General features: G+C 62.9%; 21 protein-coding genes. 16 read left to right on the top strand and 5 right to left on the bottom strand.

What is annotated here, in order from left to right; genetic code table 11:
* The first annotated feature begins 195 nt into the window (after positions 1–195).
* The 7 genes from IV498_RS12655 (at position 196) to IV498_RS12625 (ending at position 9,795) form a co-directional block, all read left to right on the top strand.
* A complete protein-coding gene (locus tag IV498_RS12655; RefSeq protein ID WP_269047114.1) occupies positions 196–969 on the top strand; it encodes a sulfite exporter TauE/SafE family protein in 774 nt (257 codons plus the stop codon).
* A gap of 323 nt (positions 970–1,292) precedes the next feature.
* Complete coding sequence (locus IV498_RS12650; protein WP_269047130.1) at positions 1,293–3,056, top strand: L-lactate permease; 1,764 nt, start codon at positions 1,293–1,295, stop codon at positions 3,054–3,056.
* 52 nt (positions 3,057–3,108) lie between these two features.
* Positions 3,109–4,491 (top strand): FAD-binding oxidoreductase, encoded by a 1,383-nt coding sequence (locus tag IV498_RS12645; RefSeq protein WP_269047113.1) that lies wholly within the window; start codon positions 3,109–3,111, stop codon positions 4,489–4,491.
* A gap of 196 nt (positions 4,492–4,687) precedes the next feature.
* The gene (locus IV498_RS12640) at positions 4,688–6,874 is read left to right on the top strand and encodes a malate synthase G (protein WP_269047111.1); all 2,187 of its coding nucleotides are present in this window, start codon (positions 4,688–4,690) and stop codon (positions 6,872–6,874) included.
* Positions 6,871–7,299, top strand: a complete 429-nt coding sequence (locus tag IV498_RS12635) for a GlcG/HbpS family heme-binding protein (protein ID WP_269047109.1) — start codon at positions 6,871–6,873, stop codon at positions 7,297–7,299. The genes IV498_RS12640 and IV498_RS12635 overlap by 4 nt, the downstream gene beginning before the upstream one ends.
* Positions 7,300–7,650: 351 nt before the next feature.
* The gene (locus tag IV498_RS12630; protein WP_269047107.1) at positions 7,651–8,286 is read left to right on the top strand and encodes a phosphatase PAP2 family protein; all 636 of its coding nucleotides are present in this window, start codon (positions 7,651–7,653) and stop codon (positions 8,284–8,286) included.
* Between the two features lie 201 nt (positions 8,287–8,487).
* Complete coding sequence (locus IV498_RS12625; protein ID WP_269047105.1) at positions 8,488–9,795, top strand: alpha/beta hydrolase; 1,308 nt, start codon at positions 8,488–8,490, stop codon at positions 9,793–9,795.
* A gap of 131 nt (positions 9,796–9,926) precedes the next feature.
* Here the strand turns inward: IV498_RS12625 and IV498_RS12620 are convergent, their stop codons facing one another.
* Positions 9,927–11,297: an alpha/beta hydrolase-fold protein gene (locus IV498_RS12620; protein WP_269047104.1), complete on the bottom strand. Its 1,371-nt coding sequence runs from the start codon at positions 11,295–11,297 to the stop codon at positions 9,927–9,929.
* A gap of 104 nt (positions 11,298–11,401) precedes the next feature.
* Here IV498_RS12620 and IV498_RS12615 point away from each other — a divergent pair, with 104 nt between their 5' ends.
* A complete protein-coding gene (locus tag IV498_RS12615) occupies positions 11,402–12,055 on the top strand; it encodes a DUF1345 domain-containing protein (RefSeq protein ID WP_269047103.1) in 654 nt (217 codons plus the stop codon).
* A gap of 493 nt (positions 12,056–12,548) precedes the next feature.
* On the opposite strand, the gene IV498_RS12610 is transcribed toward IV498_RS12615, so the two are convergent.
* Positions 12,549–13,913: an IS1380 family transposase gene (locus IV498_RS12610; RefSeq protein WP_269047101.1), complete on the bottom strand. Its 1,365-nt coding sequence runs from the start codon at positions 13,911–13,913 to the stop codon at positions 12,549–12,551.
* Positions 13,914–14,457: 544 nt separating this feature from the next.
* On the opposite strand from IV498_RS12610, the gene IV498_RS12605 reads away from it, so the two are divergent.
* The 8 genes from IV498_RS12605 (at position 14,458) to IV498_RS12570 (ending at position 21,373) form a co-directional block, all read left to right on the top strand.
* Complete coding sequence (locus IV498_RS12605; RefSeq protein ID WP_269047099.1) at positions 14,458–14,670, top strand: Flp family type IVb pilin; 213 nt, start codon at positions 14,458–14,460, stop codon at positions 14,668–14,670.
* 75 nt (positions 14,671–14,745) lie between these two features.
* A complete protein-coding gene (locus IV498_RS12600; protein WP_269047097.1) occupies positions 14,746–15,159 on the top strand; it encodes a TadE/TadG family type IV pilus assembly protein in 414 nt (137 codons plus the stop codon).
* Positions 15,147–16,148 (top strand): TadE/TadG family type IV pilus assembly protein, encoded by a 1,002-nt coding sequence (locus IV498_RS12595; protein WP_269047096.1) that lies wholly within the window; start codon positions 15,147–15,149, stop codon positions 16,146–16,148. The genes IV498_RS12600 and IV498_RS12595 overlap by 13 nt, the downstream gene beginning before the upstream one ends.
* A gap of 12 nt (positions 16,149–16,160) precedes the next feature.
* Positions 16,161–16,907 (top strand): Flp pilus assembly protein CpaB, encoded by a 747-nt coding sequence (gene cpaB, locus IV498_RS12590; RefSeq protein WP_269047094.1) that lies wholly within the window; start codon positions 16,161–16,163, stop codon positions 16,905–16,907.
* Positions 16,904–18,103, top strand: coding sequence for an AAA family ATPase (locus tag IV498_RS12585; RefSeq protein ID WP_269047092.1), 1,200 nt, complete (start codon positions 16,904–16,906; stop codon positions 18,101–18,103). Before cpaB ends, IV498_RS12585 begins: the two co-directional genes overlap by 4 nt.
* Positions 18,100–19,518 carry a CpaF family protein gene (locus tag IV498_RS12580; RefSeq protein WP_269047090.1) on the top strand — a complete coding sequence of 473 codons (1,419 nt, stop codon included), beginning with the start codon at positions 18,100–18,102 and terminating at the stop codon, positions 19,516–19,518. Before IV498_RS12585 ends, IV498_RS12580 begins: the two co-directional genes overlap by 4 nt.
* Positions 19,519–19,520: 2 nt before the next feature.
* Positions 19,521–20,453 (top strand): type II secretion system F family protein, encoded by a 933-nt coding sequence (locus IV498_RS12575; protein WP_330059572.1) that lies wholly within the window; start codon positions 19,521–19,523, stop codon positions 20,451–20,453.
* A 14-nt stretch (positions 20,454–20,467) separates the two neighbouring features.
* A complete protein-coding gene (locus tag IV498_RS12570; RefSeq protein WP_269047088.1) occupies positions 20,468–21,373 on the top strand; it encodes a type II secretion system F family protein in 906 nt (301 codons plus the stop codon).
* Positions 21,374–21,929: 556 nt separating this feature from the next.
* Here IV498_RS12570 and IV498_RS12565 read toward each other — a convergent pair.
* From IV498_RS12565 to IV498_RS12555, 3 genes are read right to left on the bottom strand one after another with little or no spacing between them, the layout of a single operon-like run.
* A complete protein-coding gene (locus IV498_RS12565) occupies positions 21,930–24,059 on the bottom strand; it encodes a beta strand repeat-containing protein (RefSeq protein ID WP_269047086.1) in 2,130 nt (709 codons plus the stop codon).
* Entirely contained in the window at positions 24,056–24,667 is a 612-nt protein-coding gene (locus tag IV498_RS12560; protein ID WP_269047084.1) for a hypothetical protein, read from the bottom strand. Before IV498_RS12560 ends, IV498_RS12565 begins: the two co-directional genes overlap by 4 nt.
* Before the next feature lies 1 nt (position 24,668).
* Positions 24,669–25,766, bottom strand: coding sequence for a COG1470 family protein (locus IV498_RS12555; protein WP_269047082.1), 1,098 nt, complete (start codon positions 25,764–25,766; stop codon positions 24,669–24,671).
* Positions 25,767–25,891: the final 125 nt, after the last annotated feature.

Here is a 25,891-nt window from a genome sequence, read left to right as displayed (position 1 = left end):
AGCCTAAGAAGCCAACACGAAGCCTGGAAAAACCTGCCCCGTCCACAAGGTGAACACATCATGAGCAACTTCGCAGGTGATGATTCGGTGCCGTTTCCTTCCTGGCCGTTGCCGGGGGGCCACCTTCATGGTGAGGTGGTTGTATATTGGGCCGGCGAAACAACGCATGATTCATGCGAGTGAGGGGATTTGTCTATGGCGGACGTTGCCCTGCCGGTGCTTGTTTTGCTTATCGTGATCGGGTTCGTCGGTGGGGTCGGCATTACCGCCCTTGGTCCCGGCGGCGTGCTGGTCACAATCGGCCTGTTCGCCTTGACGCCGCTGTCGCCTGCGACGGTTGCCGGAAGTGCAATTGTCACGCACATCGGCACGGGTCTGCTCGGCACCGCCGCCTATACTCATTCCGGGCAATTACGCCAACCGCTCACGAAACGGACAGCGCTGATCCTGTGCGCAACGGCAGCTATCGGCACACCGCTCGGAGTTGCGATCAACACGTCGATCTCGGGACGGATGTTCGGGATCCTGCTCGGAGTCTTCGTCGGCCTCGTCGCGGCACTGGTCCTGTATAGAGAGCGGATCGCGCGGAGCCACGTTGGGACAGCGCACCCTCGACACCCGGCCGCGCTGTTAATCGCTCTTGGGCTGGTCGTGGCCGTCGTCAGCGGCATGTTCGGCGTAGGAGGCCCGATGCTCTCGGTTCCACTGCTGCTCGCCATTGGCGTGCCCCTTCTCCCTGCTCTGGCGTCCGCGCAAGCGCAAAGCGTCGTCGTCGCAGCAGTCGGCTCGGTCGGCTACTTTATCCAGGGTGAGATCGACTGGTCCATAGCACTGGTGGTGGGCATCCCTGAGGTGATTGGCGTGATCGTCGGTTGGAAAATCGCCCGCTCCATCCCGACCCGCCGGCTCAAGTACGCCCTCGTCGTCGTGCTCTTCGCCCTCGCCCCGTACCTCGCATTTCAATCCTGAACGGGCACCCGGTGCCCATCCACCAGCGCCTGACCCTTACCACCCGGTACGACATGTGGGAGTTCGTCTTTAAAGGCACCATCGACGTTGCGACAATTTCCTCGTCCTGCGGATAACGGCCCATCAGATGAGGGTCCTCGCTGAGGGGCCACTGCGGCGGCACCAAAAGTAAACATGTCTTAGGCATTGACTGTGTCGCAGGACACATCGTAGTCTTTGTCCATCAGATAACATATCTTTTCCATATCGTGGAAAACACTGACGGCGTCCCATTCGAGGAGCCGGCTCATCGCTCTCAGAAGACTATGGAGTCAATCTTGGGTATCTTTCAACAGATTCTTGCGCCGATTGGTGGGTCCTTGTTTATCTCGGCCCTCTGCGCTGCGGTGCCGCTGGTCGTCCTCTTCGTTTTGCTGGGCGTCTTTCGGGTTAAAGCAGCGAAGGCGGCATTGGTTAGCCTGCTCGCTGCCATCGTGTTGGCCGTCGTGGGCTGGCAGATGCCGGTGGGACAGGCACTCAGCGCCACGGCGGCCGGCGCGGTTTACGGCATTTTCCCCATCCTCTGGATCCTGATTAATGCCTTGTGGATCTACAAACTAACCGTTGCTACTCGGTGGTTCGAAGCTTTGGGCAGCACTATCCGATCGATCTCCGACGACCAGCGGATCGTCACGATCCTGATCGCCTTCTGTTTCGGAGCCCTGCTGGAAGCACTAGCCGGATTTGGTGCACCAGTGGCTGTCTCCGCCGCCATGTTGATGGCCACCGGGATGAAGCCATTGAAAGCGGCAATGGTGTCCTTGCTCGCCAACACTGCGCCAGTGGCTTTCGGGGCCATGGCTTCACCGCTCATCGCCCTTAACGGTGTCACTGGGCTGCCCCTGCATGATCTTGCCTCCATGGTCGGACGGCAGACACCCTTCCTGGCTGTCCTCGTTCCGCTGATGCTTGTCTTCCTCGTCGACGGCAAGCGCGGGGTAAAACAGACATGGCCGGTCGCCCTCGTCGCTGGCGTCGTATTCGGCGTCTTCCAGTTCCTGACGTCCAATTTCCTTGCTGTCGAGCTCACCGACGTTGTCGCCTCTGTGGCCACCATCGGCGCTGTCCTGCTCATGCTGCGGGTCTGGCAGCCGGCACACACCCTGGCCACCGTCGTCGAAGAAGACGCCCGTCAGCCGCTGCCTTCCGCGGAGGCGGGTGCTGTTACCGTCGGGGCAAACCGCTCCCGGTCGGACCGCCTCGGCGTTCGGGGGCGGGAGGCTGCGTCGGCTTCGGTCACCGAGAACGTGTCATCCGCCGCCTCAAGTGGTGTGGATGCTTCGCTCATCGCTGGTGTCAGGCCTCCTGCCCGGTCAGTGTGGATGGCCGTTGCCCCCTATCTGGTGATCGTCGTAATCTTCTCGATTTCCCAGCTCCCAGCAGTCAAATCCTGGCTGGGCCACGTCGGTACCGTCACGTTCCGCTGGCCCGGTCTGAATGTTAAGGATGCGACCGGAAAGCCTGTGGCTGCTGAAATCTTCCATCTGGACCACCTCAAGGCGACGGGGACCCTCCTTCTCATTGCCGGACTGGTCACCACCGCCGTGTATCGGATCAGTTTCCGCCGCGCGGTACGCATCTATTGGGAGACCCTGGTCCAACTACGCTGGACCATCGTCACCGTCAGTTCCGTCCTGGCGCTGTCCTTCGTCATGACCCTCTCCGGGGAGACATCCACGCTCGGTGTCGCACTCGCGTCCGCCGGAGGCTTCTTCGCGCTGTTGTCGCCGTTGATCGGGTGGCTTGGAGTCGCACTTACCGGTTCGGATACCTCATCGAATTCTCTTTTCGGCCCGCTGCAAGTTGCGGCTGCACACCAAACCGGCCTATCCCCGCTCCTGATGGCCGCGGCGAATTCCTCTGGGGGAGTCCTGGGCAAGATGCTCTCGCCGCAAAACCTCGCTGTTGCGGCAGCAGCCATCGGAATGGAAGGTTCCGAGGGAACCCTGCTTCGAAAGCTCGCAGGCTGGAGCCTGCTTCTGTTGGTGCTGATTACCGCCCTGGTCCTGCTTCAGTCCACCCCCGTGCTGGGATGGATGGTTCCTTAGCGCCACCATCCAGAGTCCTCCAGAACCTAAGAACTAAAACAAGGAAAGTGCTATGTCCACAAATATCGCGGTGCCACAGGTCTCAAATTCGACCAGCATCCTGCTTCAAGGGGCGAGGAACGCGTCCACCTCCGCGGCCGCCCGCACAGCGGCCAACACGGACCGCTCGGGCTATGTGCCCCAGACGCTTCCCGACGGAGTTGTCTACGCCGAATCGGCACAGGACGTTGTCGATTCAATGCGGTTAGCGTCGGCCCACCGGGTGCCGATCGTTCCCCGCGGTGCCGGGACCGGACTCGCCGCCGGGGCTAGCGCTCAGGCCGGTGAGGTCGTTCTGGACGTTTCGAGGATGAACCAGATAATCTCCATTGATCCGGTTGAGCAACTGGCTGTCGTGCAGCCGGGCGTCCTCAACGCGGAGGTAAACGCGGCTGCGGCCGAGTACGGATTGTTCTATGCTCCGGACCCTGCCAGCACAGCCATCTGCTCCATCGGCGGGAACATTGCCACCAACGCCGGGGGCATGTGGTGTGCCAAATATGGGGTGACCCGGGAGTCAGTCCTCTCGCTCAAGGTGGTCCTCGCCGACGGGCGGGTACTTCAGACGGGTCGAAACACGATCAAGGGTGTCACGGGCTATGACCTCAACGCCTTGATAATCGGCTCTGAAGGGACGCTCGGAATCGTAGTCGAGGCAATCCTGCGGCTGCGGCCCCGACCCGTGCGGACGGAGACGCTCGCCGCTTACTTCCCGGATGTTGAGACGGCTGGGCGCGCCGCATCTGCCATCACCGCGGCGCACATCCAGCCCTCGATCCTTGAACTCATGGACGGTCCCACCCTCGACGCCGTCGACCGGGCCGAGGGGACCCGGCACCGCGAGCTCGGCGGGGCTTTCATCCTGGCTCAGACCGACGGCTACGGCGCACACCTGGAACTCGACGAGGTCGCACGCGCAATCGACCCTTTCGCCACCTCGGTCCACCGGGCGGCGGATCAGCTCGAGGCCGACGCCCTCCTGAAGGCACGACGGGACGCGATACCAGCGCTCGAGAAACTTGGCCGCGTCTCGATCGGAGACATCGCCGTCCCGCGGAACCGCCTCGCGGAGGCCTTCGCTGGGCTGGACGATATAGCGGCCCGGACAGGCGTGCGGATCTTCAGTGTCGCTCACGCAGCCGATGGAAATCTTCACCCCATGATCGTTGTTGACCCCGCCGAGTCCATCACGGAAGGGCCAGCGAAGTCCGCACTTTCAGACATGTTCCACCTTGCCCGACGACTCGGCGGCACGCTGACCGGTGAACATGGGGTAGGACTCCTCAAGCGCCAATGGATCGGCGAAGAGCTCGGCGAGACCTCGCTCGAGCTCCAGCGCGCCATCAAGGACGCATTCGACCCGACGGGCATCCTCAACCCCGGAAAAGGCATCTGAGAGCATTGGAACCGTCGCGGGGGCAGCATAAATGACGGGCCCGCTGTGCTGCAGGTGGTTGCCACAGCGGCGCCAACAGCGGCCAGTGACACCCCCTCCCGTCCCAACGCGCTTGTACGGACACCGACCAAATCAATAGTCTGCTGCCATACGACAGCAATATTTGCATCGCTACAATTCTTGAAGAGTGGGAACAATGAACCATTATGTAGAGACGAACGGACTCAGCGTCGCCGAGGAGCTTTATGCCTTCGTCCGCGACGAGGCACTGCCGGGGACGGGAATCGAGGAGGAGTCGTTCTGGGCAGATGCCGCATCTCTGATCGGGGAAGTCTCCCCGCAGATACGCGAACTGCTGGGCATCCGTGACCGGCTCCAGCAGCAGATCGATGAGTTCCATCGCACCTCCGGCCAGACACCGCTGGACCCCATCATGTATGAGGCCTTCCTCCGCTCGATCGGCTACCTCGTCGACGAGCCGGGACCATTCACCATCACGACTGACCGGGTGGACCCCGAGATAGCGACCATATCCGGTCCCCAGCTGGTCGTGCCGCTGCTGAACGCCCGCTTCGCCGCCAACGCGGCCAACGCCCGCTGGGGCTCGCTGTACGACGCCTTGTACGGCACCGACGTCATCGACGAGGCGGACGGACTCGAAAGAACCGGCGCGTACAATCCCATCCGCGGCGCCGCCGTCGTGGCCCGTGGGCGGCAGTTCCTGGACAACCACGCACCCCTAACGGTTGGGTCCCACTCGGATGTCACTGCCTACCAGGTCGCAGACGGCGCACTCGTTGCCCAAACCCCGCACGGTTCAGTAGGGCTCCTCGATCCTGTTCAGTGGGCAGGTTACCGTGGGGACCCGGATGAGCCGGAAGCGCTGCTGCTCGCGCACCACCGCCTCCATTTCGAGATCCAGTTCGACCGCAGCCACCCCATCGGCGCATCCGACCCGGCCGGTGTGAAAGACATCCTGATGGAATCAGCACTCACCACCATCATGGACCTCGAGGACTCCGTGGCGGGCGTCGACGCCGAAGACAAAGTCGTGGGCTACCGGAACTGGCTTCAGCTTATGCAGGGCACGCTGGCCACCGAAGTCTCCAAGGGAGGAAGTACGTACACCCGGCGTCTCAACCCAGACCGCGTCTACACTGCCCCCGGGGGCGCCGAACTGACCCTGCCCGGCCGCTCGCTGCTGCTCATCCGCCAGGTGGGCCATTTGATGACCAGCGACGCCGTTCTCGACGCGACCGGCGACCCGGTGCCCGAAGAGATCCTTGATGCCCTGTTCACCGGCCTGGGCTCCGTGCATGACCTGCGCGGACCCAGGGCTGGCCACAACTCGCGCACCGGCTCGATGTATATCGTAAAACCGAAAATGCATGGACCCCGCGAAGTGGCCGTGGCCTGCGACCTGCTGACCCGCACCGAGAAGGTTCTGGGTCTCGAGCCCCTGACCCTGAAAATCGGGATCATGGACGAGGAACGCCGCACCTCGGCGAACCTCAAGGCCTGCATCTGGGAGGCACGTGACCGCGTGGCGTTCATCAACACGGGTTTCCTGGACCGGACAGGCGACGAAATCCACACCTCCATGCTCGCAGGCCCCATGGTCCGCAAAGCCGACATGCGCTCCAGCAGTTGGATCACAGCCTACGAGGACTCCAACGTCGACATCGGGCTGGAGTGCGGGTTCCGGGGCCGGGCCCAGATCGGCAAAGGCATGTGGGCCGCCCCGGATAATCTGGCAGACATGCTCGCCCAAAAGATCGCCCACCCGCTTGCGGGTGCCAACTGTGCCTGGGTCCCCTCACCAACTGCGGCAACACTGCACGCCACCCACTATCATGAGGTCGACGTGGATGCCCGGCAGGCTGAGCTCGCTGGGGAGCGCCGGTCCACCTTACGTCAGTTGCTCACCATCCCCCTCGGCGACCCCGCCCACTGGGACGCCGCGGACCGACGCGAGGAGCTCGATAACAATATCCAGAGCACCTTGGGCTACGTCGTACGCTGGGTGAACGACGGCGTCGGATGCTCCAAGGTCCCCGACCTGCACGGCACCCCCCTGATGGAGGACCGCGCGACCTGCCGCATCAGCTCACAGCACATCTCCAACTGGCTCCTCCATGGAGTTGTGACCACCGGCGACGTGGAGGCCTCGCTGCAACGTATGGCCGCGGTCGTGGACGGCCAAAACGCGTCCGACCTAGGGTACCTGCCCATGGCCCCGGCGTTCGACGGCGAGGCATTCCTCGCTGCCCGCGAGCTCGCCCTCGAGGGCGCGGCTCAGCCCTCCGGATACACCGAGCCCGTTCTGCACCGGCGCCGCGCCGGTGGGAAGCACACCTACGATTTCACCAGGAACGCACAATGAGCATCAATCTCCTAACCGCCCAGTCCATCATCACCGAAGCCCTGGCCACAGGCCAGCAGCACGGTTTCAAACCGCTGACTGTCGTCGTGCTCGACTCAGGGGGCCACACCATCGCTGCCGCCCGCGAGGACGGCGCTTCAAACAACCGGTTCGAGATCGCCCATGGCAAAGCCTACGGGGCACTTGCCCTCGGAGTGGGCTCCCGGGCCCTCATGGAACGCGCCGAACAGCAGGCCTACTTCATCGCCGCGGCGACCGCCGCCCTCGGCGGCCGTCTGATTCCTGTGCCCGGTGGCGTGCTCGTTCGGACCGGAGGCGGCACAATCGCCGGCGCCGTGGGCGTCAGCGGTGACAGCTCAGACAACGACGAGACCGCAGCGAAGAAGGCGATCGAGGCCGCCGGTCTGACAGCCCAGGTCGCCTGAGAAGGGCTCTCCGCAAACCCCGGAGCCTCTGACAGGCAAGACAGGAAGGATATCCGCGTGCATCCAGCCGGCAAGACGATGGACGCGGATATCCTTCCTGGGCCTGCCGCCCCCTCGGCGCCGACTCACCGGATACAGCCAATCTTCAGGTTTGCAGTGTGGTGTTGGCGCCAGGGGCGCCAACATATGTTTTCCTGCAGTATCGGAAAGGACGGGGTTCAAGTGGCGAGTCGAGACGTTCCATACCCGGTGCGCGAGCTTCGTCTGCTCAATCTGCCAAGCCGACGTCATTGGATATTAGGTCCGGCCGTTGCGACAGGTTTCGCCGTCGGCGCCGGGTGGCTTCTGGACATGAGTCCGCGATTCACCTCGGCGGAGGGCAGTGCGGATGTGTTCTTATCCATGTATCAAACCCCCTTCCTTGCAACGGTGGCGCTGATTGTTGACGTTACCTTCGGCGACGTCGCCGGTCCGATTTGGACCGCCTTGTTGTGCCTACTCATCCTCCTTAAGGGCAAAAGCCCGGTGAACGCCGTCGCCTTTGGGACACTAATTGCAGCGGGATGTGCAAACTCTTTGCTGGTCAAGCTCGTTGTCCACCGGCACAGCCGAGGTGATGACCCCGTGTGGATCAGCTACCCGAGTGGCCACGCCGCCTTTGCTATCGCCTTCGCCATCGCCATCAACGTCCTTGCCGGGGGTACTCGATGGCGGCGCCCTGCTTTTATCGTGACCGTAATCATCGTCATCGTCGTGGGAGTCTCCCGCATCTACATCGGCGCACACTACCCGACCGATGTGCTGGCATCGTGCATCGTCGCCCCAGCCGGCGTTCTCTTCATGACCGGCGTATGGAACCATTACCAAGTCCAGATCCTGCGACTCATGTCCCCACTTCGTATATTCGGGCCAGTGCCTGACTCACGGGATTTTGCCCGCGACCGGACGCCTGAAGGTAGCAAACAACAGGAAGGCGACCGGTGGTAACCGGCCGCTGCGTCCTGCGGCTTTGGCCGATTTGATCAGCTCCCTAGGCGCCCTGAGCGCCAGCCAGCGAACCGGAGCCTGCGCACCTGCTCACCCTCAGGAAAACCCCAGCGGAACTTCTTATGCTGATGGCCAGCCGTCCCGGGCAATCGCATGTCCAAAAGCTGCAGCAGACCATCCGAGGATCAGAACGGAAACGACATGGGAAGAATTTCCGGCATTCACTTGATGACCGGCGTGTTCCCGGCGATAATCGCCATCCTGGCATGTGGGGCAGCTGCGGTGCTTTTGTTGCGCCGAGGCCGACGATGGTTATTGTTCGTCGCCGGCGGCGCGGCGCTGGCCACCGTCCTGACCGGGGCCATCGACTGGTACATCGTCCATGTTCTAGGACTCACTGCCTATGATCTGCCCCTCGAGGTGTCACTGTGGATAGGTGTCGGAGTCATGGCCGTGCTGCTGATGGTCCTAAATCTGGTATTCGGCAAACGCTTGCGTCGACTTCTGGCCCCCGTGGCCATGACCGTGGTCCTGCTGAGTAGTGCCATGCAGATCAACACCTACTTTGATGCCTACCGAACCATCGGTGATGTCACGGGGGCCAGCACCGCCTCCATAACGCCATTCCGCGCCAAACCGCTGCAATCCATCGGCTCTTCAAACGCACCCACGGGCCCGGTGATAAGCCATTGGGTCGAGCCAGCCGGCCTTCCCGCCCACGGAACAGTCAACTCAGTCCAGATTCCGGGCAACGTTTCCGGCTTCACGGCCCGCACCGGATATGTCTATCTTCCACCGGCGTATCAAGCACCCAGACATCCGCTGCTGCCGGTGCTGGTTCTCATCACCGGCCAACCCGGCGCCCCCGCAGGGTGGCTCAAATCCGGCCGACTTCAATTCCTGATGGACTCGTTCGCCGCCGCCCATAAAGGTCTGGCCCCCGTCGTCGTCGTCCCCGACGTGAACGGATCAAACTTGGGGAACACCATGTGCCTTGACTCGAACATCGCCCTGGCGGACACCTACCTTTCGGTCGACATACCGAGGTGGATCAAGGACAGCCTTGGCATTGACCCCAACCCGAAGCACTGGGTCATCGGTGGGTTTTCCTTCGGCGGGACATGCGCCCTGCAGATGGCGGCGCTGCACCCAAAGATCTATCCATCCGCGATTGATTTAAGCGGTGAACTGGAGCCTTCCCTCGCAGCGGACCGTTCAGCGACCATAGCGGCGGCTTTCGGCGGCAACTCGGCCGCCTTCGACGCCGTGACACCGCTGAACGTGATGGCCCGGACCCGGTACCCGGACAGCTGGATATACTTCGCGGCAGGCGCTCAAGACGGCCAGTTCAGCGAATACATGAACCAGGTTGCCACCGCAGCCAAGGCTTCCGGCATGACCGTGGCCACCGATTCCGTTCCCGGCGCCGGACACGCCTGGACGGTGCCGATCCAGGCTTTGGGACCTGCGCTGACATGGCTGGCACCGCGCCTTGGCCTGGCACGGTAGCCGGCCCGACGGATCACGCACATCGGCCCGGACTGTGACCACCCCGAGCGCCGAAGCCCAGCGCTACCTAGGAGACAAAATGGAAGCAATCCTGCGCTCAGTACTGCCATCCTGAGCGCACCAGCGGACGTTCAAGGCGAGGCTGTGTCGACGGCGTTGCCGGGCGGTGCCGGTGGCTGGGTCGGGCTGGGCAGGACGCCCAGTCTGGACAGCAGCCAATCCATATTGTTTTCCATGCCGTATTTCCACGCCGGCCAGGCGTGGCCACCGGGGGCGTCCTGGATGGCGACATCCATGCCTGCCCGCTTCATCGCGTCGAATACCTGGATGCCCTGCGGCCGATAAAACGAATCCGCCCGGCCAACTGTGACGATACCAGCGGAATGCGGGAAGCGTCGGGTTTTCAAAACGTTCAGGGCGTTCTGTTGCTCGAACCGAGCCTGGCTGCCACCAAAGTACTGGCGCAGCAGAACATCATGGCCCTGTGAAATCAAGGGCTCATTCTCGCCCGAACTGTCGATGAAAGTCGGGTAAACTCCCGGGTAATTAACGGCGAGTTGCATCGCGCAGGTACCGCCGTAGGAAAAGCCGCCGATGGCCCACTGCCGCGCGGACAACGTACCAGCGCCAAAGGTTTTCTTGACCCAGTCGGGAATGTCATGCGCCAGGTAGGTCGCGGCTTGCCCCTGCCCGCTGTTTAGGCACAGTGGCGGGTATTTCGCCCAGCGTCCGCCCGCATCCGGCATCACGACGATTGGGGTCAGGCCATTGTGCGCCTGCGCATAGTGGTTCATGAACTGGGCGATCATGCCGCCCCGTGGCCAGTCCAAGGTGCCGCCGGGCACGCCGTGGATGAGGACGAGCACGGGCAGGTTGGCACGCCGGGAGCCGAGGTAGGCCGGCGGCAGGTACACATACGCCGACGACGAAACCTCGTGTGAGGTTGGGGCCGGTATCGCGACCTGCAGCATCTGCCCTTCCGCTGGCATGTCCGACGGCGGTTGCCAGGAGGCCAGCGTCGTCGCCGCCGGCTGCATGTCGGCACCGCCCCCGTGGCTGGCACGGAACTGCTGCAGCGTTTCGACCTTCACGCCGGTATCGCCGAAGAGCGAGCCAAAGGTCGGGTAGTACTCGAAGGTCAGGTTAAGCAGGGACGCGGACGTAACAATCAGCAAAGCAGCGGCGGGGAACGCAACAATCTTGGCCGCCAGGCGTCGGGACTGAATCATCTTGGGCACCATCAGCAGGACGGCCAAGAAACCGAGCGCTGCGAAAAGGTAGACGCGCTTGGGCTGCGGCGCTCCCCACAGGTTCCAGACTCGCTCCGAAAAGAACCAAACCAGCCCGGCGAGCAGCAAGGACGCAACGGCGGCAGCGGGCAGCCATCGAGTGACATAACGCCGGCTGCCCCACGCGAGCCAAACAAGCGCGGCCAAGCCGAAGGCGTCGATCAGCCAAGGAACCGGACCGCCGACAATCGGAAGTCTGCTCAGTTCCGTCATATTAGTCAGAGTAGGAATACTCGCTGGAAGCAATCTGTGAATCCCTCCCAGCCCACCGGGGCTGTCCGGCTGAGAATCGCAGCAAAGCATGTCATGATCGGCTGATGACCACCCTCAACATCAACTCCCCCGTCCACCGCACCAGACTGCGGCTGATCGTTATGGCCGTTATTGGGCTGGCAACGGCCCTGCTGGTGGGCTTTCTTGGATCGTGGCCCTACGCACCGACCATGGGTTGGGCAGCGGCGAGCCTGACCTACCTGATTTGGGTATGGCCGACCATCGGATCCATGGACAGCACCCAAACCGCCAGCTACGCAACGCGTGAGGACCCGGGGAGTGCCATCTCCGATGTGCTGGTCCTCGCCGCCACGATCGGCAGTTTTGGCGGGGTGGCCCTGATTCTCCTCGATGCGGCCTCGGCCCAAGGTGGCGGCCGAGCCGCCATCGTCGCTCTGGCCCTGGGTAGCGTGGCCCTGTCCTGGTTCCTGGTCCACACTCTCTACACGCTGCGGTATGCCGCCATCTACTACACGGGTCCGGACGGCGGCGTCAGCTTCAACGAAAGCGAACCGCCGCGCTACGTCGATTTCGCCTACCTGTCCTTTACAGTAGGCATGACGTTCCAGGTATCCGACACCGATCTGAAAACCGGCGCAATCCGCTCCACCGTGCTACGACACGCTCTCCTTTCCTACCTGCTCGGCGCCATCGTGTTGGCCACCACCATCAACCTTGTCTCCGGCCTCTCGAAATAACTTGCCGTCCTAAGGCCGCCGCACACGGCTGCGCTGGGACCGTTCGCGGTCCTTCCTGCAGCACATCACCGACGCGAAGCTCGGCAAACTGACGCCGCAGTGGGTCAAGGAACTCACGCAGAGTAATCACAAAAGAGCGGCACGGAATCAGCTGCTCCCGGTGCAAGGCCCCGCCCGAAAACTTTTCCTAGCCGTACGCGGGTTGTACCGCTAAGCTCAACTGTGTCCCTGCCGCTGGAGTGAAGGTCTCAGCCTCCCGGCGGCAGGGACGACTAGCCTCGATTTTTCATGACGTGGGGTTTCTTCTGGTTCAGGGCTGACCGTCTGCCTGACGGTTCTGATTTTGGCATGTGGGTGTGACAATGCGCCCGCTGGCCTGGTGGCGGTTGTCGGTGGCCGGTTCCACGCCGGTCACGGTGCTACTGGTGTTTTCTGAATGGGTGCGGGCGGGTGGCGGTGCCGGCTCAGGGTGGGCCCAGTGCCGCGAGGCGCTTCACCCTTTGAGCAGGAGCGCCACGTCCGGGGCTGTGGAGGCCAGTTGGAGGGTGGTTCGGCGGGCGTGGCTGGCAATCTTCCCACCGATTTCGAACAGCCTGGCCCGGAGTTTCTTGGGTTCCCAGCGCCTGGCCTTCGTCCCGGTGAACGCGACCATTTGGGTCCAGGCCATGATCTCGGCGGCGAGCATGACGACATGGCACCAGAGCTCGTTGGCAGTGAAGGACTTGAAGGGCAGGTTCGCGAATCCGGTGTCCTTGGCGTTGCGGATCCGGTCCTCACACCGTGCCCGCAGCCGGTGGCGGACTTCCAGCACGGCCAGCTGGCCTTTCTTTTGGTTCGTTGCGATGGCCGTGTAGCGGTGCCCGTCGATGTCGGTGATCCGCAGCTGCGCCCCGACGTGCGGGACTTCCCTGCGGACGATGACACGCATCCCTGCCGGCCAGGCCGAGAGGTCGAGCATTCCGGTGATGTCGGCGATCCAGGCGCCGTCGCGTTCGAATCTGTTGCTGTCGTACGCACTGGTCCACCCGTTCTTGGGAATCAGGGGCAGGACGTCTGCGACGGCGCCGTGGATGGGGAACCCGACGGAGTAGGAGAGGTTGCGGTGTTTGGCGGTAAGCCAGTTCAGGAAGTCGTGTGTGCCGCCGGCGGAATCGGTGCGGATCATGATTTTCCGCCCGGCCCGGTACCCTTCCGGGAGCTGCTTCAGGGAGTCCTTCACGACCTGGATGTGGTCGGCGGCCGTGTTCGAGCCGGCGTTGCCGGGCCGCAGCAGCGTCACCAGCGGCTCGCCCGTGCCCAGGATGCCGTGGTCAATGAAGGAACACAGCGGGTGGAAGCCGAAGCCCTTCTTCCAGGTCGGGCGGGCATCTTCCTTCTCGGAATGGGAGTTCAGAAGGGACGCGTCGATGTCAATGGTGAGCGGGTTCTCCGTGCTGACGCCATGCAGCGGGGAGTCTTGCCCGGCGTGCGCCCACACATGGGCCCGGGCCGCGGCGCGGGCAGTGTTGATCGCCGACAGCGCCTTGGCAGGTTTGACCGTTGCCAGGATCTTGAAGAGCCGGCTGATCGTCGGGTCGGAGGCGACACGCCCGTAGACTTCCGGTTGGTTGCGGAGTCGGTCGACATCGGACACGGCGTCCCCGCCCGTGGCAAGGGACAACGCCAGATCCGTGAGGATCTTGCCAGGATTGTGGATAGCAAACGGCTTCCGCCACGGCTCCAGCGTCCCCGACAATCCCGCCGTGATACCCGAGCCCTTCAGCATCGAGGTCAGGATCGCCCCACCAGCCTGGGACACCACGCCATCACCGGCGCCATCAACTCGGACAGACGGGTAAAAGCCGGTAAAGTAGTTCACCTGCAGGGTGCTCCTGATGTGTCTAGGAAATGTTTGTGTGGTAACTACATTTTCCCACGTCAGAGGCACCTTTCAGCCTTTAATGACGCCACCCCGACACACGCTCATGAAACCCCGAGGCTAGCATCTGCCCGCCGACCGGATTGGCGCAGGCGAACCGGAACGGCGCAGGCAAGTCTGCGGCCATAGGTGCTGAGCGGAAATTTGGGTGGAAGGTTGATGGTCCGGCATTGACAGATGCCGGACCATCACCGGAAACGGGCCAAGCCTCGCGCCTCCGAATACCTTCCTACGAGCACCAGTATGTCACACATTCGTGACAAGCGCGTCACATGTCCTGAATCTCTAGTCATGAATGGTCAGTTTTCCGCACGGGGCAGCCCTTCCCAAGTAGCGGACTGAACGGTGAGTATTTCACACCGAAAGACAAGTAGTGCCACTCTAGGCCGCTATTCAGCGCTCCTGTATTCCTATCCTATCGGGGTTCCGCTTGGGGGGATGCGGAAAATACGCTTCGTCTCCGCATCAGGAAAAGGACAGGAAAATGAATTCTGCAATTATCTCCATGCTCGCGTTCGTGGCCGGCGTAAAGAACCGGATGATCCAGGAGGAAAAAGGCGCAACCGCCGTTGAATACGGCCTCATGGTCGCCCTGATTGCCATCGCCATCATTGTCGCCGTGACATTACTTGGCACTAACTTGTCGACGATGTTCACCACCATCGCAACCAGGATCGGAGCTATCCCCATCCCGTAGACCACGCTGCGTCCGTCGGGTGGCGGTCCCAACAGGTGGGACCGTCACCCGGATTCCAGTTAAGGAGCAATAGCAATGAAGTTCAGGAATTCCGAACGTGGCGCGGTGGCCGTCGAGCTTGCCTTGGTGCTGCCGGTACTCCTGCTGCTGGTGCTGGGCATCATGGAATTTGGCCGGGCATACAATGTGCAAATTTCGGCCAGTCAGGCCGCACGGGAGGGCGCCCGTTACGTTGCAGTTAACTACTCCACGGCTGGTTTTTCGGCGGCAACCGCCCGCACCACCGCCCTAAGTTCGGCGCCCGGGCTGCCGGCGGGCAGTACCGTCACCATCACCTACACATCGGCATCTGGGGCAACCGTCCCCGTCTGTACCAGCGGTTCACGCGTGAAGGTGACGGTCGCCGATCAACTCGTCTGGCTGACCGGCTATCTGCCCATCGCCGCACCCAGGGTGACCGGGATCGGGGTCATGCAATGTGGCGGCTGACCCAATCCGAGGATAACGAGCGCGGTGTAGTCTCCATCGTCACGGCACTGCTGATGGTGGCACTGTTGGGCTTCGCGGCCATCGCCATCGACGTCGGGATGATGTACGCCGAACGCGGCCAACTCCAGAATGGTGCGGACGCCGCGGCTCTGGCGGTGGCAAACAACTGCGCCAATGGCAGCTGCGGAAGCTACAGCGCGACTGCACTCCAGCTCGCCGATTCCAATGCAAACGACGGCGTCGCGAAGGTTGACAGCGTGACCTTCCCCTCGGCGGGGACGGTCCGGGTTGCGACGTCGAGCAGGGACGGAGCCGGCCATGATTACATTCGGCTGGCATTTGCCAGCATCTTCGGCATCGGCACCTCCGATGTCCATGCCGCTGCGACGGCCGCGTGGGGAGGTCCTTCCGCCGGACCGGCAACGCTGCCCATCACCTTCTCCGACTGCCAATTCGATCTGAGCGGAACCGTACAGCTGCTGCGGTACCACATGACCGATGCCGCCCACACCTGTTCTCGGGGAACATCGGGCCTGGTGGTACCCGGCGGCTTCGGCTGGCTGCAGCAGGACCCGGGACTCTGCCAATCAACCATCAACATCAACGCCAGCGGGGGCATCGCGATCGGAAGCCCGGGGAACAACGCGCCTGGAAACTGCAACAGCGTCTTCAATGCCTGGATCGCCACCATTGCGGCCGGAAGACCGGCCATCACCCTGCTGCCCGTCTACGACCAAACCAGCGGCACGGGCGGCGGTAATTTCCACATCCGCGGCTTTGCCGCCTTCCGGGTGCTGGGCTGGAAGTTCTCCGGTGGAACCACAGCGCCCTTGGTCTTCCATAACACCGGGTATTCGCCGTCGTCCATCGACTGTAGCGGCAGCTGCCGCGGCATCATCGGCAAATTCGTCCAGTACGTGTCACTGGACGCCGGGTTCACGCCCGGTGGGCCGGACCTCGGCGGCCGCTTCGTGGCCTTGACTAAATAAAAGGAGCCAAACGTGTTGAAAACCCGCCTGCTGGGGGGCGCCGCAGCCTTAGTGTTAGCCATCATAGGCATGGTCCTCCTCGCTACATATGTCCAGGCCGCCGACCGCCGTGCGCAGACCGGAATGAGCCCCGTCGAAGTCCTGGTTGTTCAAGAACGGATAGCAGCCGGCACCCCTGTCGACAAGCTGGAAAGCTTGGTGAAGGGCCGGTCCATACCGAAGTCGGCCATAGCGGGCGGCGCAGTGACGGATCTGTCGCAGTTTGCGGGCAAGGTTGCCGGCGTGGATCTGATGCCGGGCGAGCAGCTGCTCGACTCACGGCTGGTGGACCCCGCTTCGCTGCAGTCACCGAACGAGGCGCCGGTGCCCAAAGGCCTCGAAGAAGTGACCCTCAAACTCGAACCCGAACGGGTCGCCGGCGGCCAGCTGAAGGCCGGAGACACGGTTGGTGTCTTTATCTCCTACAACACTGGTACAGCGCCCGGCACGGCGGACAGCCCGGCCACGAAACTGGAATTTCACAAGGTCCTCGTGACCAACGTCATCTCGGGCGGCTCCACGGCGCCGCTCGGTGGAGCCAGCCAAAGCCCCCAGCCAAATTCGGGGACATCGATCATGATAACGCTGGCCCAATCCGGTAAGGACGCCACCCATACGATCCACGGCGCTGAATTCGGCAAAGTTTATCTCTCCAAAGAAAACCCGGAGATGGCCACAAACCCGACGGATCAGCTGGACAAGGAAGGTGTTTTCAAATGAGCCGTTTTATTGTTATCTCCCCGGTCGCCGATTTTGAACGCCGCGTACGGGAAGCCGTTTCAGGTGGCCTCTATGGCACCATCCGCACCCTGCCGTCGTCGGCCTTGAACGCCGGCCCGCACGACATCATCGGACAGCAGACCGACGAGCCGCCCGAAGTGATCATCCTCGGACCTGGTGTCGCTGCGGATGAGGCGCTGAAGCTCGCCACCGTCATCGACCTGCAGTACCCGGAAATCAGCGTTGTGCTGGCTGCCGACACCTCGGCGGAACTCGTCCTCAGCGCCATGCGCGCGGGAATCCGGGACATAATCAGCCCGGACGCGGACGTCCAAACCATCCGCGTCCTTTTGGAACGCGCCTGTCTTTCGGCCGCAGGACGCCGGCGCGGATTGTCCGCTCCGGGAGCTTCGCAGCGCGACGTCGGCCGCGTCATAGCGGTCATGTCGCCCAAGGGAGGCGTTGGCAAAACCACTGTAGCCACCAACCTCGCCGTGGGTTTGGGCAAGGTCGCACCGATGAGCGTGGTGATCGTGGACCTGGATCTCCAGTTTGGTGATGTTGCTTCGGGTCTTCTCCTTGATCCGGAACACACGCTGGTGGACGCAGTCACCGGAGCCGCATCGCGGGACACGATGGTTCTCAAAGCCCTCCTGACCGTCCATCCGAGTGGAATTTACGCGCTCTGTGCGCCAAAGAGTCCAAACGAAGCGGACCTGATCACAGCGGAGCACGTTCGGCAACTATTGGCGCAGCTGGCCACCGAGTTCAGCTATGTTGTCGTTGATACGGCGCCCGGTCTCGGTGAGCACGCCTTGGCCACGTTGGAACATGCCACCGATGCCGTTTGGGTCGTGGGTATGGACATCCCGAGTGTGCGAGGTCTCCGTTCCGGACTGGTCATCCTTGACGAACTTTCACTGGTTCCGGAGGGACGTCACGTTGTGCTCAATTTCGCCAATCGGCGCTCCGGGTTGAGCCTGCAGGATGTGGAGGCCACGATTGGCGTCCCCATCGACGTCGTTATCCCGCTCTCCGCAACGCTGGCATTGTCCACCAACAAAGGAGTCCCGGTACTCCAGGACGGCGTGCGGGATCCTGCGGCGAAGGGCCTGCACAAATTGGTGGAGCGCTTTCACCCAGATTGGGGAACCAGGGCCCACCGGAAACTGCATCGACGGGCGGTGGTGTCATGAGTCTTTCGGACAGGTTGAGCACGGCGAGGGGACCAGCAGCCACTACGGAACCTGCGGTCTCCGCCGTCGGGCCAAGTACTCAGTTCGCCCCTGCCTCCCCGGAGTTTGCATCGTCCAGCGGCACGGGAACCGCCCTCGCCGGGCTTAAGCAGCGAGCCGGGGACTCGCTGTTCGAACGCATGGGATCACGGGTAACCGATCCCAATCTCAGTGAGGAGGATCTTCGCAAGTCCGCCCGGGAGGAGCTGAGCCAGGTCGTCGATGCCGAACAGGTTCCCTTGTCTCCCGAGGAGCGGTGCCGGCTGATCCAGGAGATCGGCGACGACGTCCTCGGGTATGGGCCACTGCAGCAATTTCTGGACGATGACTCGGTGACGGAAATCATGGTCAACGGAGCCGAGCAGATCTACATTGAACGCGCCGGACAGCTCTCGCTATCCAATTCCCGATTCGCCACCGACGATCACCTCCGCAGGGTGATCGAACGCATCGTTTCCCGGATTGGCCGGCGCATCGACGAGTCTTCTCCGATGGTTGATGCAAGGCTGGAAGACGGTTCCAGGGTAAACGCCATTATTCCTCCGCTGGCCATCAACGGTCCGTCGCTGACCATTCGAAAGTTTGGCCGCATTCCGCTGACTGTGCAGAATCTAATTGACTATGGCACCCTTTCCGCGGGAATGGCCGAGCTGTTGAACGCCTGCGTCAAGGCCAGATTGAATATCCTCGTCACGGGCGGCACGGGGACCGGGAAAACAACGCTGCTCAACGTCCTCTCCACGTTTCTTCCCACCAATGACAGAATCGTCACCATCGAAGACGCGGTTGAACTGCAGTTGCAGCAGCGGCACGTGGTCCGCCTCGAAAGCAGGCCAGCAAACATTGAGGGCAAGGGCGAAGTATCTGTCCGCGATCTCTTGCGCAACTCCCTGCGCATGAGGCCGGACCGGATCGTGGTCGGCGAGGTCCGGGGCGGGGAGGCGCTGGACATGCTCCAGGCGATGAACACTGGCCACGACGGATCCCTGTCCACAGTTCACGCCAACTCCCCCAGAGATGCAGTCGCCCGGCTCGAAACGCTGGTTTTGATGGCCGGCATGGACTTGCCGTTGAGGGCCATCCGTGAACAAATAGCGTCCGCAGTCAACCTGATCGTGCACCTGTCGCGGTTGCGCGACGGCACCCGGAGAGTCACGCATATTACCGAAGTTCAGGGCATGGAAGGCGACATCGTCACCCTCCAAGACGCCTTCCTTTTCGACTATGCTGCCGGCGTAGATGCGTCCGGCAGGTTCCTGGGGAAACCGGTGCCAACTGGAATAAGACCCCGATTTGTGGACCATTTCAAGGAGCTTGGCATCGTCCTCCCGGACAGCGTCTTTGGCGACCAGCCCGTCTACAAAGGAAGGCGGTAGACGTGCCCGCGCTGGTTATGACGGCGGGATTCACGCTATGCGTTGGCGCCGTCGTCGTGCTGTTTCTGGTGGTGCTTAAGCCGCAGCAATCCGCCCTGCCCCTGAGCCGGCGGCGGCCATTCGGTAATGGCAGCAAAACCCAGTTCTCCGGGTTCACCGCGGCTATCGTGGCCGGGCTGAACAAATCCGTCGGCGGCGGCCCGTTCACGCGCTCCCAGTTGGGCAACGCCGGCCTGCGCCTGTCGCCCGCGGATTTCCTCATTTTGGTCGCCGCGGGAACCGGGGTCCTCGGGGTCGTGGGCCTGCTGTTGAGCGGTGTTGGCTCGGCACTCCTACTGGCCGTGCTGGCACCGGTCCTGGCTTGGGCGTACCTGGCCCTCCTCGCAAGCCGGCGGCGGAGCAAATTCGACCAGCAGCTCGGTGACAATCTGCTGTTGCTTTCCGGCGGACTGCGCGCCGGTCACAGCATTCTTCGGGCCGTCGATGCGGCCGCGCAGGAGGCCGATGTCCCATCCTCCGAGGAGTTCGCCCGCATCATCAACGAAACCCGCATCGGCCGCGACCTTGAAGAGGCACTGGCCGATACGGCCCAGCGCATGAAAAGTGATGACTTCGAGTGGATCTGCCAAGCAATCCAAATCAACCGCGAGGTCGGAGGGGACCTGGCGGAAGTGCTGGACCATGTCGGAGAGACAATCCGTGAACGGGGACAAATCAAGGCCCAAGTAAAGGCGCTCAGCGCCGAGGGACGCCTGTCAGCGGTCATTCTGCTGGCGCTCCCCTTCGGCATAGCGCTCATGCTCATGGTGCTCAACCCCAAGTACCTCGGCGTCCTCACCAGCAGTGCGCTCGGCTGGGCACTGCTGGGAATCGGTGCCGTGATGATGATCATCGGCAGTCTCTGGCTCCGCAAGATCGTCCAGATCAAATTCTGAAGGGTGGCTTCGCAATGCCAGTTATCGTATGGATCTTCATCGCCTTGGTTGTTGGTCCGGTCGGTTACCTGGCCTGGTCATGGATCACCGTGGACACCAAGACCCGGGCGATGGTGCTGGGCAACCTTGGCCGCGTGCCGCACGGGCCGGCCTCTGCCCCCGCGGCGCGCCAGCTGCTGCCTGCACTGGCACGCAAAATCACACCGTCCGGATACCAGGCCAAGCTGGACCTGCTGCTGGCACGTGCCGGTCGGCCTGCCTCCATGCCAATGGAGCGGCTGATCATTGTCAAGCCCTCGCTTGCACTGGTCGGGGCGCTGCTGGGAATCCTGATCATCAGTATCCGCCCCGGCACACAGCTAATTCTTGCGGCCGTCTTCCTAATCCTGCTCGCGTACTTCATTCCGGATCTACTCCTGCTCAGCAGGGGCCAGGAACGGCAGAAGGCCATCCAACTGGCGCTGCCGGACACCTTGGATCAGATGCTCATCGCCGTGGAAGCAGGGCTGGGTTTTGAAAGCGCGATGGCCAGGGCGGGCAACAACGGCAGCGGCCCGCTCGCCGAGGAACTGATTCGAACACTCCAGGACATGCAGCTGGGCCGCTCACGCCGGGATTCTTACCAGGCGTTGGCTGACCGCACCACCGTTCCGGATCTCAAAAGCTTCGTCCGGGCCATCGTCCAAGCCGATATTTACGGTATTGGCCTAGCCAAAGTGCTGCGCACCCAGGCAAAACAAATGAGGATCAAGCGCCGGCAGCGAGCTGAGGAAAAGGCGATGAAGCTGCCGGTCTTCGTACTCTTTCCACTGCTGTTTTTCATCTTTCCGGTCCTGTTCATCATCATTCTGGGACCGGCCGTCATCAATATAATTGCGGGATTCAGCCACGGCGGCTTCAGCGGGTTCGGCGCTCCTTAGCGTTCCTTGCGGTGGGTAGTGGCCTGAATGCCGGGGCTGTGTTGTGCTGATTGCCACTGCTAAATTGGACCTCGTTGATTCGCGGTTCGAAGAGTTGTCGCTGGTTTCCAGGCCCGAAGTGGCAACGAACCGGCTGCTCTTCGTCGTTAGATGGCCCCTGTTGGTGCGGAGGCTGTGGAGACTGAGGCAACCGGCCACAACTTTCCCTCTTCGGCTGCCTTCCAGAGTCCGCGCACCCGTCAACGGTTTTCATGATCGGGGCGTCCGAGTCCGTGAGGTTTCGCTGCGCTGTGGGTTTTGGGCTCCGCCCGTTTCGCAGCCCGTCCGTTCCGGCTTGCGAGCTCGGCGGGGAGTTCGTCTCCGCGCCTGGAGAACGCGCTTGCCAACGCGGCCAGGTGTCGTATACGGAATTGGTCAATCGAGCGGAAATCGGGTGCCTGCTGCGCGGCCAGCCACCAAAATGACGCCGGATGCACTGAGTTTCACCGGGAGATTCAGTTGGCGGCAGCAGCGGCGGGCGCGCGTATGGCGGGGCCCGCAGGCCTCGCCATTCGGCTCAGAACTTGGAAGCGGTTCCGGAGGTAAAGGTTGTCGTTCCCAGCGGATTACCGGCCGAGTCTTGGAGGCCCGCAACCGGTGTGTAAGACGGATATCCAACGCTCGCTGGCGCGGTGGCCAATGTGCCGGTCTGCTTGGTTCCCAGCGTGATGGTCAGTGTCGCTGTCGTCGGATTCCAGGACACCGAGGATCTGCTGCCGTTGGCGGTGGCGGAAAATGTAGCGCTGCCGCTGGAGACGTAGTCCCCGCCCAAGCCGATGCTGCCGATCTTCAACCCGGGACAATTGGTACTGGTGACCGAGAGCGTGTCCTCCGCTGTCCCGTTCGTTATGGTGACGACGACGTCGTTGCTGCCGCTGAGGGTCTGCACGCCCGGGGACGTCCAATCGGAGCAGAAGGTACTCCCGTTCATCGCCTGGCCAAAGGTGATGCTCACCGAATCACCCGCAGCCGCCACGCCGTTACCACCGACGAGTCCAACGGCAGTCACTTTCGGCCCGGCTTTCGTGCCGGTCGCCGTTCCCGGGCCGCTGACGTTACCGGCCGGATCGGTGGCGACGGCGCTGTAGCTGAGAGTACCGGCGTTCATTCCGCTGAGATCAAGGCTGGCTGCCCAACTTCCGGAGCCATTGGCCACCGCGGTTTTCGTCACCGTATGCGCCGTAACCCCGTCGCTGACTGTGAGGCGCACCGATGCGCCGGCTTCGGTGCTGCCGGCGACTGGAAAGGTCGTGGCATTGCTGCTGTTGACCGTGCCCGGGGCGGTGATAAACGGAGCAGCAACCAGCACATCCTTAACGCTGGACGCGGAGCCGGTTCCTCCCGTGTTCCCGGCTGGGTCCGCAGCCGCGGCGCTGAACGTCAGCGCGCCGTCATTCAACGCGGACAGGTCCAGCCCGGTGACGGACCATGCACCACTGCCGCCCGCCGTGGCGGTCCGCAACACGGTGTGAACGGCTCCCGCGTCCGTGACCCGGAGGGAAACCGTGGAGCCGGCTTCGGCCGTCCCGCTGACGGGTACGTTCGTCCGATTGGCACTATTGACGTAGGTCGGAGCGGATACGGTGGGAATCGAGGGCGAAAGCGTGTCCTTGATGCTCGTCACGACGACGGCCAGCCCTGCATTGCCGGCAGCGTCCACGGCGGTAGCAGCAAAGGACAGGGTGCCTTGGTTGAATCCGCTCAGGTCCAAACCGGGCACAGACCATGCTCCGGTGGCATCTGCGGCAACTGTTGATGTCAACGTGTGCACGGAACCGGCGTCGGACACCCGGAGCGTTACGGAGCTGCCTGGTTCCGCGGTGCCACGGACGGGGACCGCTGCGACGTTGCCCGCGTTGACGTAGGTCGGCACGGTTACCGACCCACCGGTTGGGGCCAAAGTATCGATCCGAACGGCAATAGTCTGCGCCGTGCCGGAGTTGCCGGCATTGTCCGTGGCGAAGTAGGAAATAGTATGCATTCCCTCTGCAGTCAGGACGACGGCGGCGCTCGCGGCGGCCACGACCGTCTGGGCTCCGGCGTCGACGCTGTAGCTGATGGACGCGACCCCCGATCCCCCAGTGCCGTCGTCGGCTGCAAGATTGACCGTCACCGGGCTGCTGTTATTGAAACCAGCAGGGTTTGGCGCCGGGGAAATCGAAGTGACGCTCACAACGGGCGGTGTCTTGTCCGTGTTGACGCCGATGCTGCGGGGACTCTCCGCTCCCGTCCACAAGGAGATCACGGGGGTCACGGCGTAATACCAGGTACCAACCGGAAGCGCGGCCTCGACACAACTTAACGCCGTAACGGTACCGCTGCATCCCCCCGTTGCAGGAACGCTGGTGCCGCCCGTGGCGGTGCTGTAACGGGCAAGGACGTAGCCTGCAACCGCGCCGCCCTGCAACGTGCTGGATGCCGGCCACCTCACCGAGACGTCGGCTCCGGCGGCAGTGGCGGAGGGCTTACCCCCTGCGGCGATGGAATCCGCGGCAGCGCTGAGACTGCCCGTGCTCTGGGACTGCCAAAAGGCGTAGGCCGGAGAGGAGAGGGCGGCCAACGGCAGCACTCCGGCCAGGATCCAGGGTGCGCGTGTGCGCAGCCACCGAGTGCGCGCCGATACCGGGGGGTGGGGCTGCGGTTTCACTTACGGACCTCCACAGTCACTGGCAGGGAAAAGGACGCGCCTTGGCAGGCGGATTGCGAGCTGGTGTCCATCTTCGCCGCGGCGGGAAGGACCACCACGGAGGTGGTATGGGCCGCGATCGAAGTGGCCGGACTGAGCGGGCTGGAAACGGGCCCGAAGGTGACTCCATTGTTCGTGCAGGCGGAATGCCCGCCATCAGCGGTGACAGGTCCGGCAGCTGTAACGCTGTAAATATGCACCGGGTAGGAGTTCTCGTTCGTCACCCGCATGGTGACGTCGGAGCTGCCGCCGGGAAACAGGGCGGATTGGGCGGGCCCGGCCGCGGCATAGGCCTCCACCGTCACTGCCTGCAGATCGCTGTTTACCGCCGAGCCGCTGCCGGTCCCCCCAGTCGTCCAATACGCGAAGGCGACTCCGCCGCCAGCCGCAACGGAGAGGACCGCAGCCAGCGAGGCCGCGGCGATCCCCCGCCGCTGCCGCCGTCGTCGTCCGCCGCCCATCGACGGCGCGCCCGTCATCAACGGGGCGACCGTCGAAGGTGCGACCATCGCCGCGTCCGCAGCATGGAGCGTCTGACGGTGCGACGAAATCCGAGATATCCACAGCATGTCAGTTGCCCTGTCCTGATCCGGAGTAGGTCAGCTGCAGTATTGCGCCCTTGCAGCCGTCCTGGTTGGCGGAGGTGTCAAGCATTCCGATCCGGGGCCATTGAGCCACCGCAACGTTCAGACTGGACAGCGATGTGGTCCCTGCCGGAACAGTCACGGGATAGGGTCCGCTGAACTGATAAACGGTGTAATCCGCGCGGCTGCAGGGCAGGTTCCGCGAGATCGCCTCTGAGGTGCGCGTCACGCTCTGGATGGAAAACGACAGATTAGTCAGATCCAAAGACTTTTTGTCCGGATTGGAAACGGCCAGGTCGAGGGGGACGGAGACGCCTGGCGCCAGCAGACCAGCCGGCGTTCCGGTGATGGTGAAGTTCTTCTTGGTGGCATCGATGATCAGCACCGTGCTGGCGTAGGCGATTTGGGATCTTCCGGCATCGTCTTTGCCAGTGGCCACCAAATTGAGGGTGTAAGTGCCTTTTCCGGCGTCAACGTCAGTGCTGATCTTCAGCGTCGTCGACGCTCCCGTCACAGGGTTAGGCGTGAAAAGGACGACAGCACCGGCTGGCAGCCCTCCCGACACCCGCAGGTCAACCGGTCCGGCAATGTTTTTACGGTCCAAGGCAACGGTAAAGACGCCCGAGCTTCCTGCCGGAACTGTGACCGACCCCGGAGTGACGGCCAACACCAGGGAACTGGACAGCGGGTAGTTCACGGTGAGTCCCGCGGCAACGCTGCCGGTGACTTTCCCGCTTACCGCCTGCACGGAGAGGCTATAGGGGCCTACCGGAGTATTCGCCGTGGTGGTCACCGTCATGGTTGCCGATGCGGTACTTCCCGGCTGCAGGACCACCGACGACGGCGAGAAGGTCGCCGAAGCGGCGGCCGGCAGACCGTTTGCGCTCAGGGACACGCTTCCCGAAAGTCCACCGGTGGAGGTGACGGAAACGATGTAAACCGCGTTCTTTGCCCGTTCGACCGACTGGCTGGCCGGCGACACCTGCAGAGTGATTCCAGGCTTGACATTCTGATTCGCGGCAAAGAGCGCTCCTGCTGGGAGCAGCATCAGCGCAAACCCCAGCAGCGCGACTTTAACTGCCACTCGTGCCCGTCCAGGGGACGAACGGAAAATTCTGCGTTGCTGTTGCACCTGGTGCCCCTCTTAGCAGCTGATGGTGACTCTGGTCTTGCTCACTGTCCGCGGCCGGCCGCTGTTCCGGCCGGCCG

This window comes from Paenarthrobacter sp. Z7-10, from assembly GCF_026932795.1.
Classification (GTDB): Bacteria; Actinomycetota; Actinomycetes; order Actinomycetales; family Micrococcaceae; genus Arthrobacter_M.
Note: the sequence above shows the minus strand (reverse complement) of the source record. Positions and strands in the feature narration are given on the sequence as shown.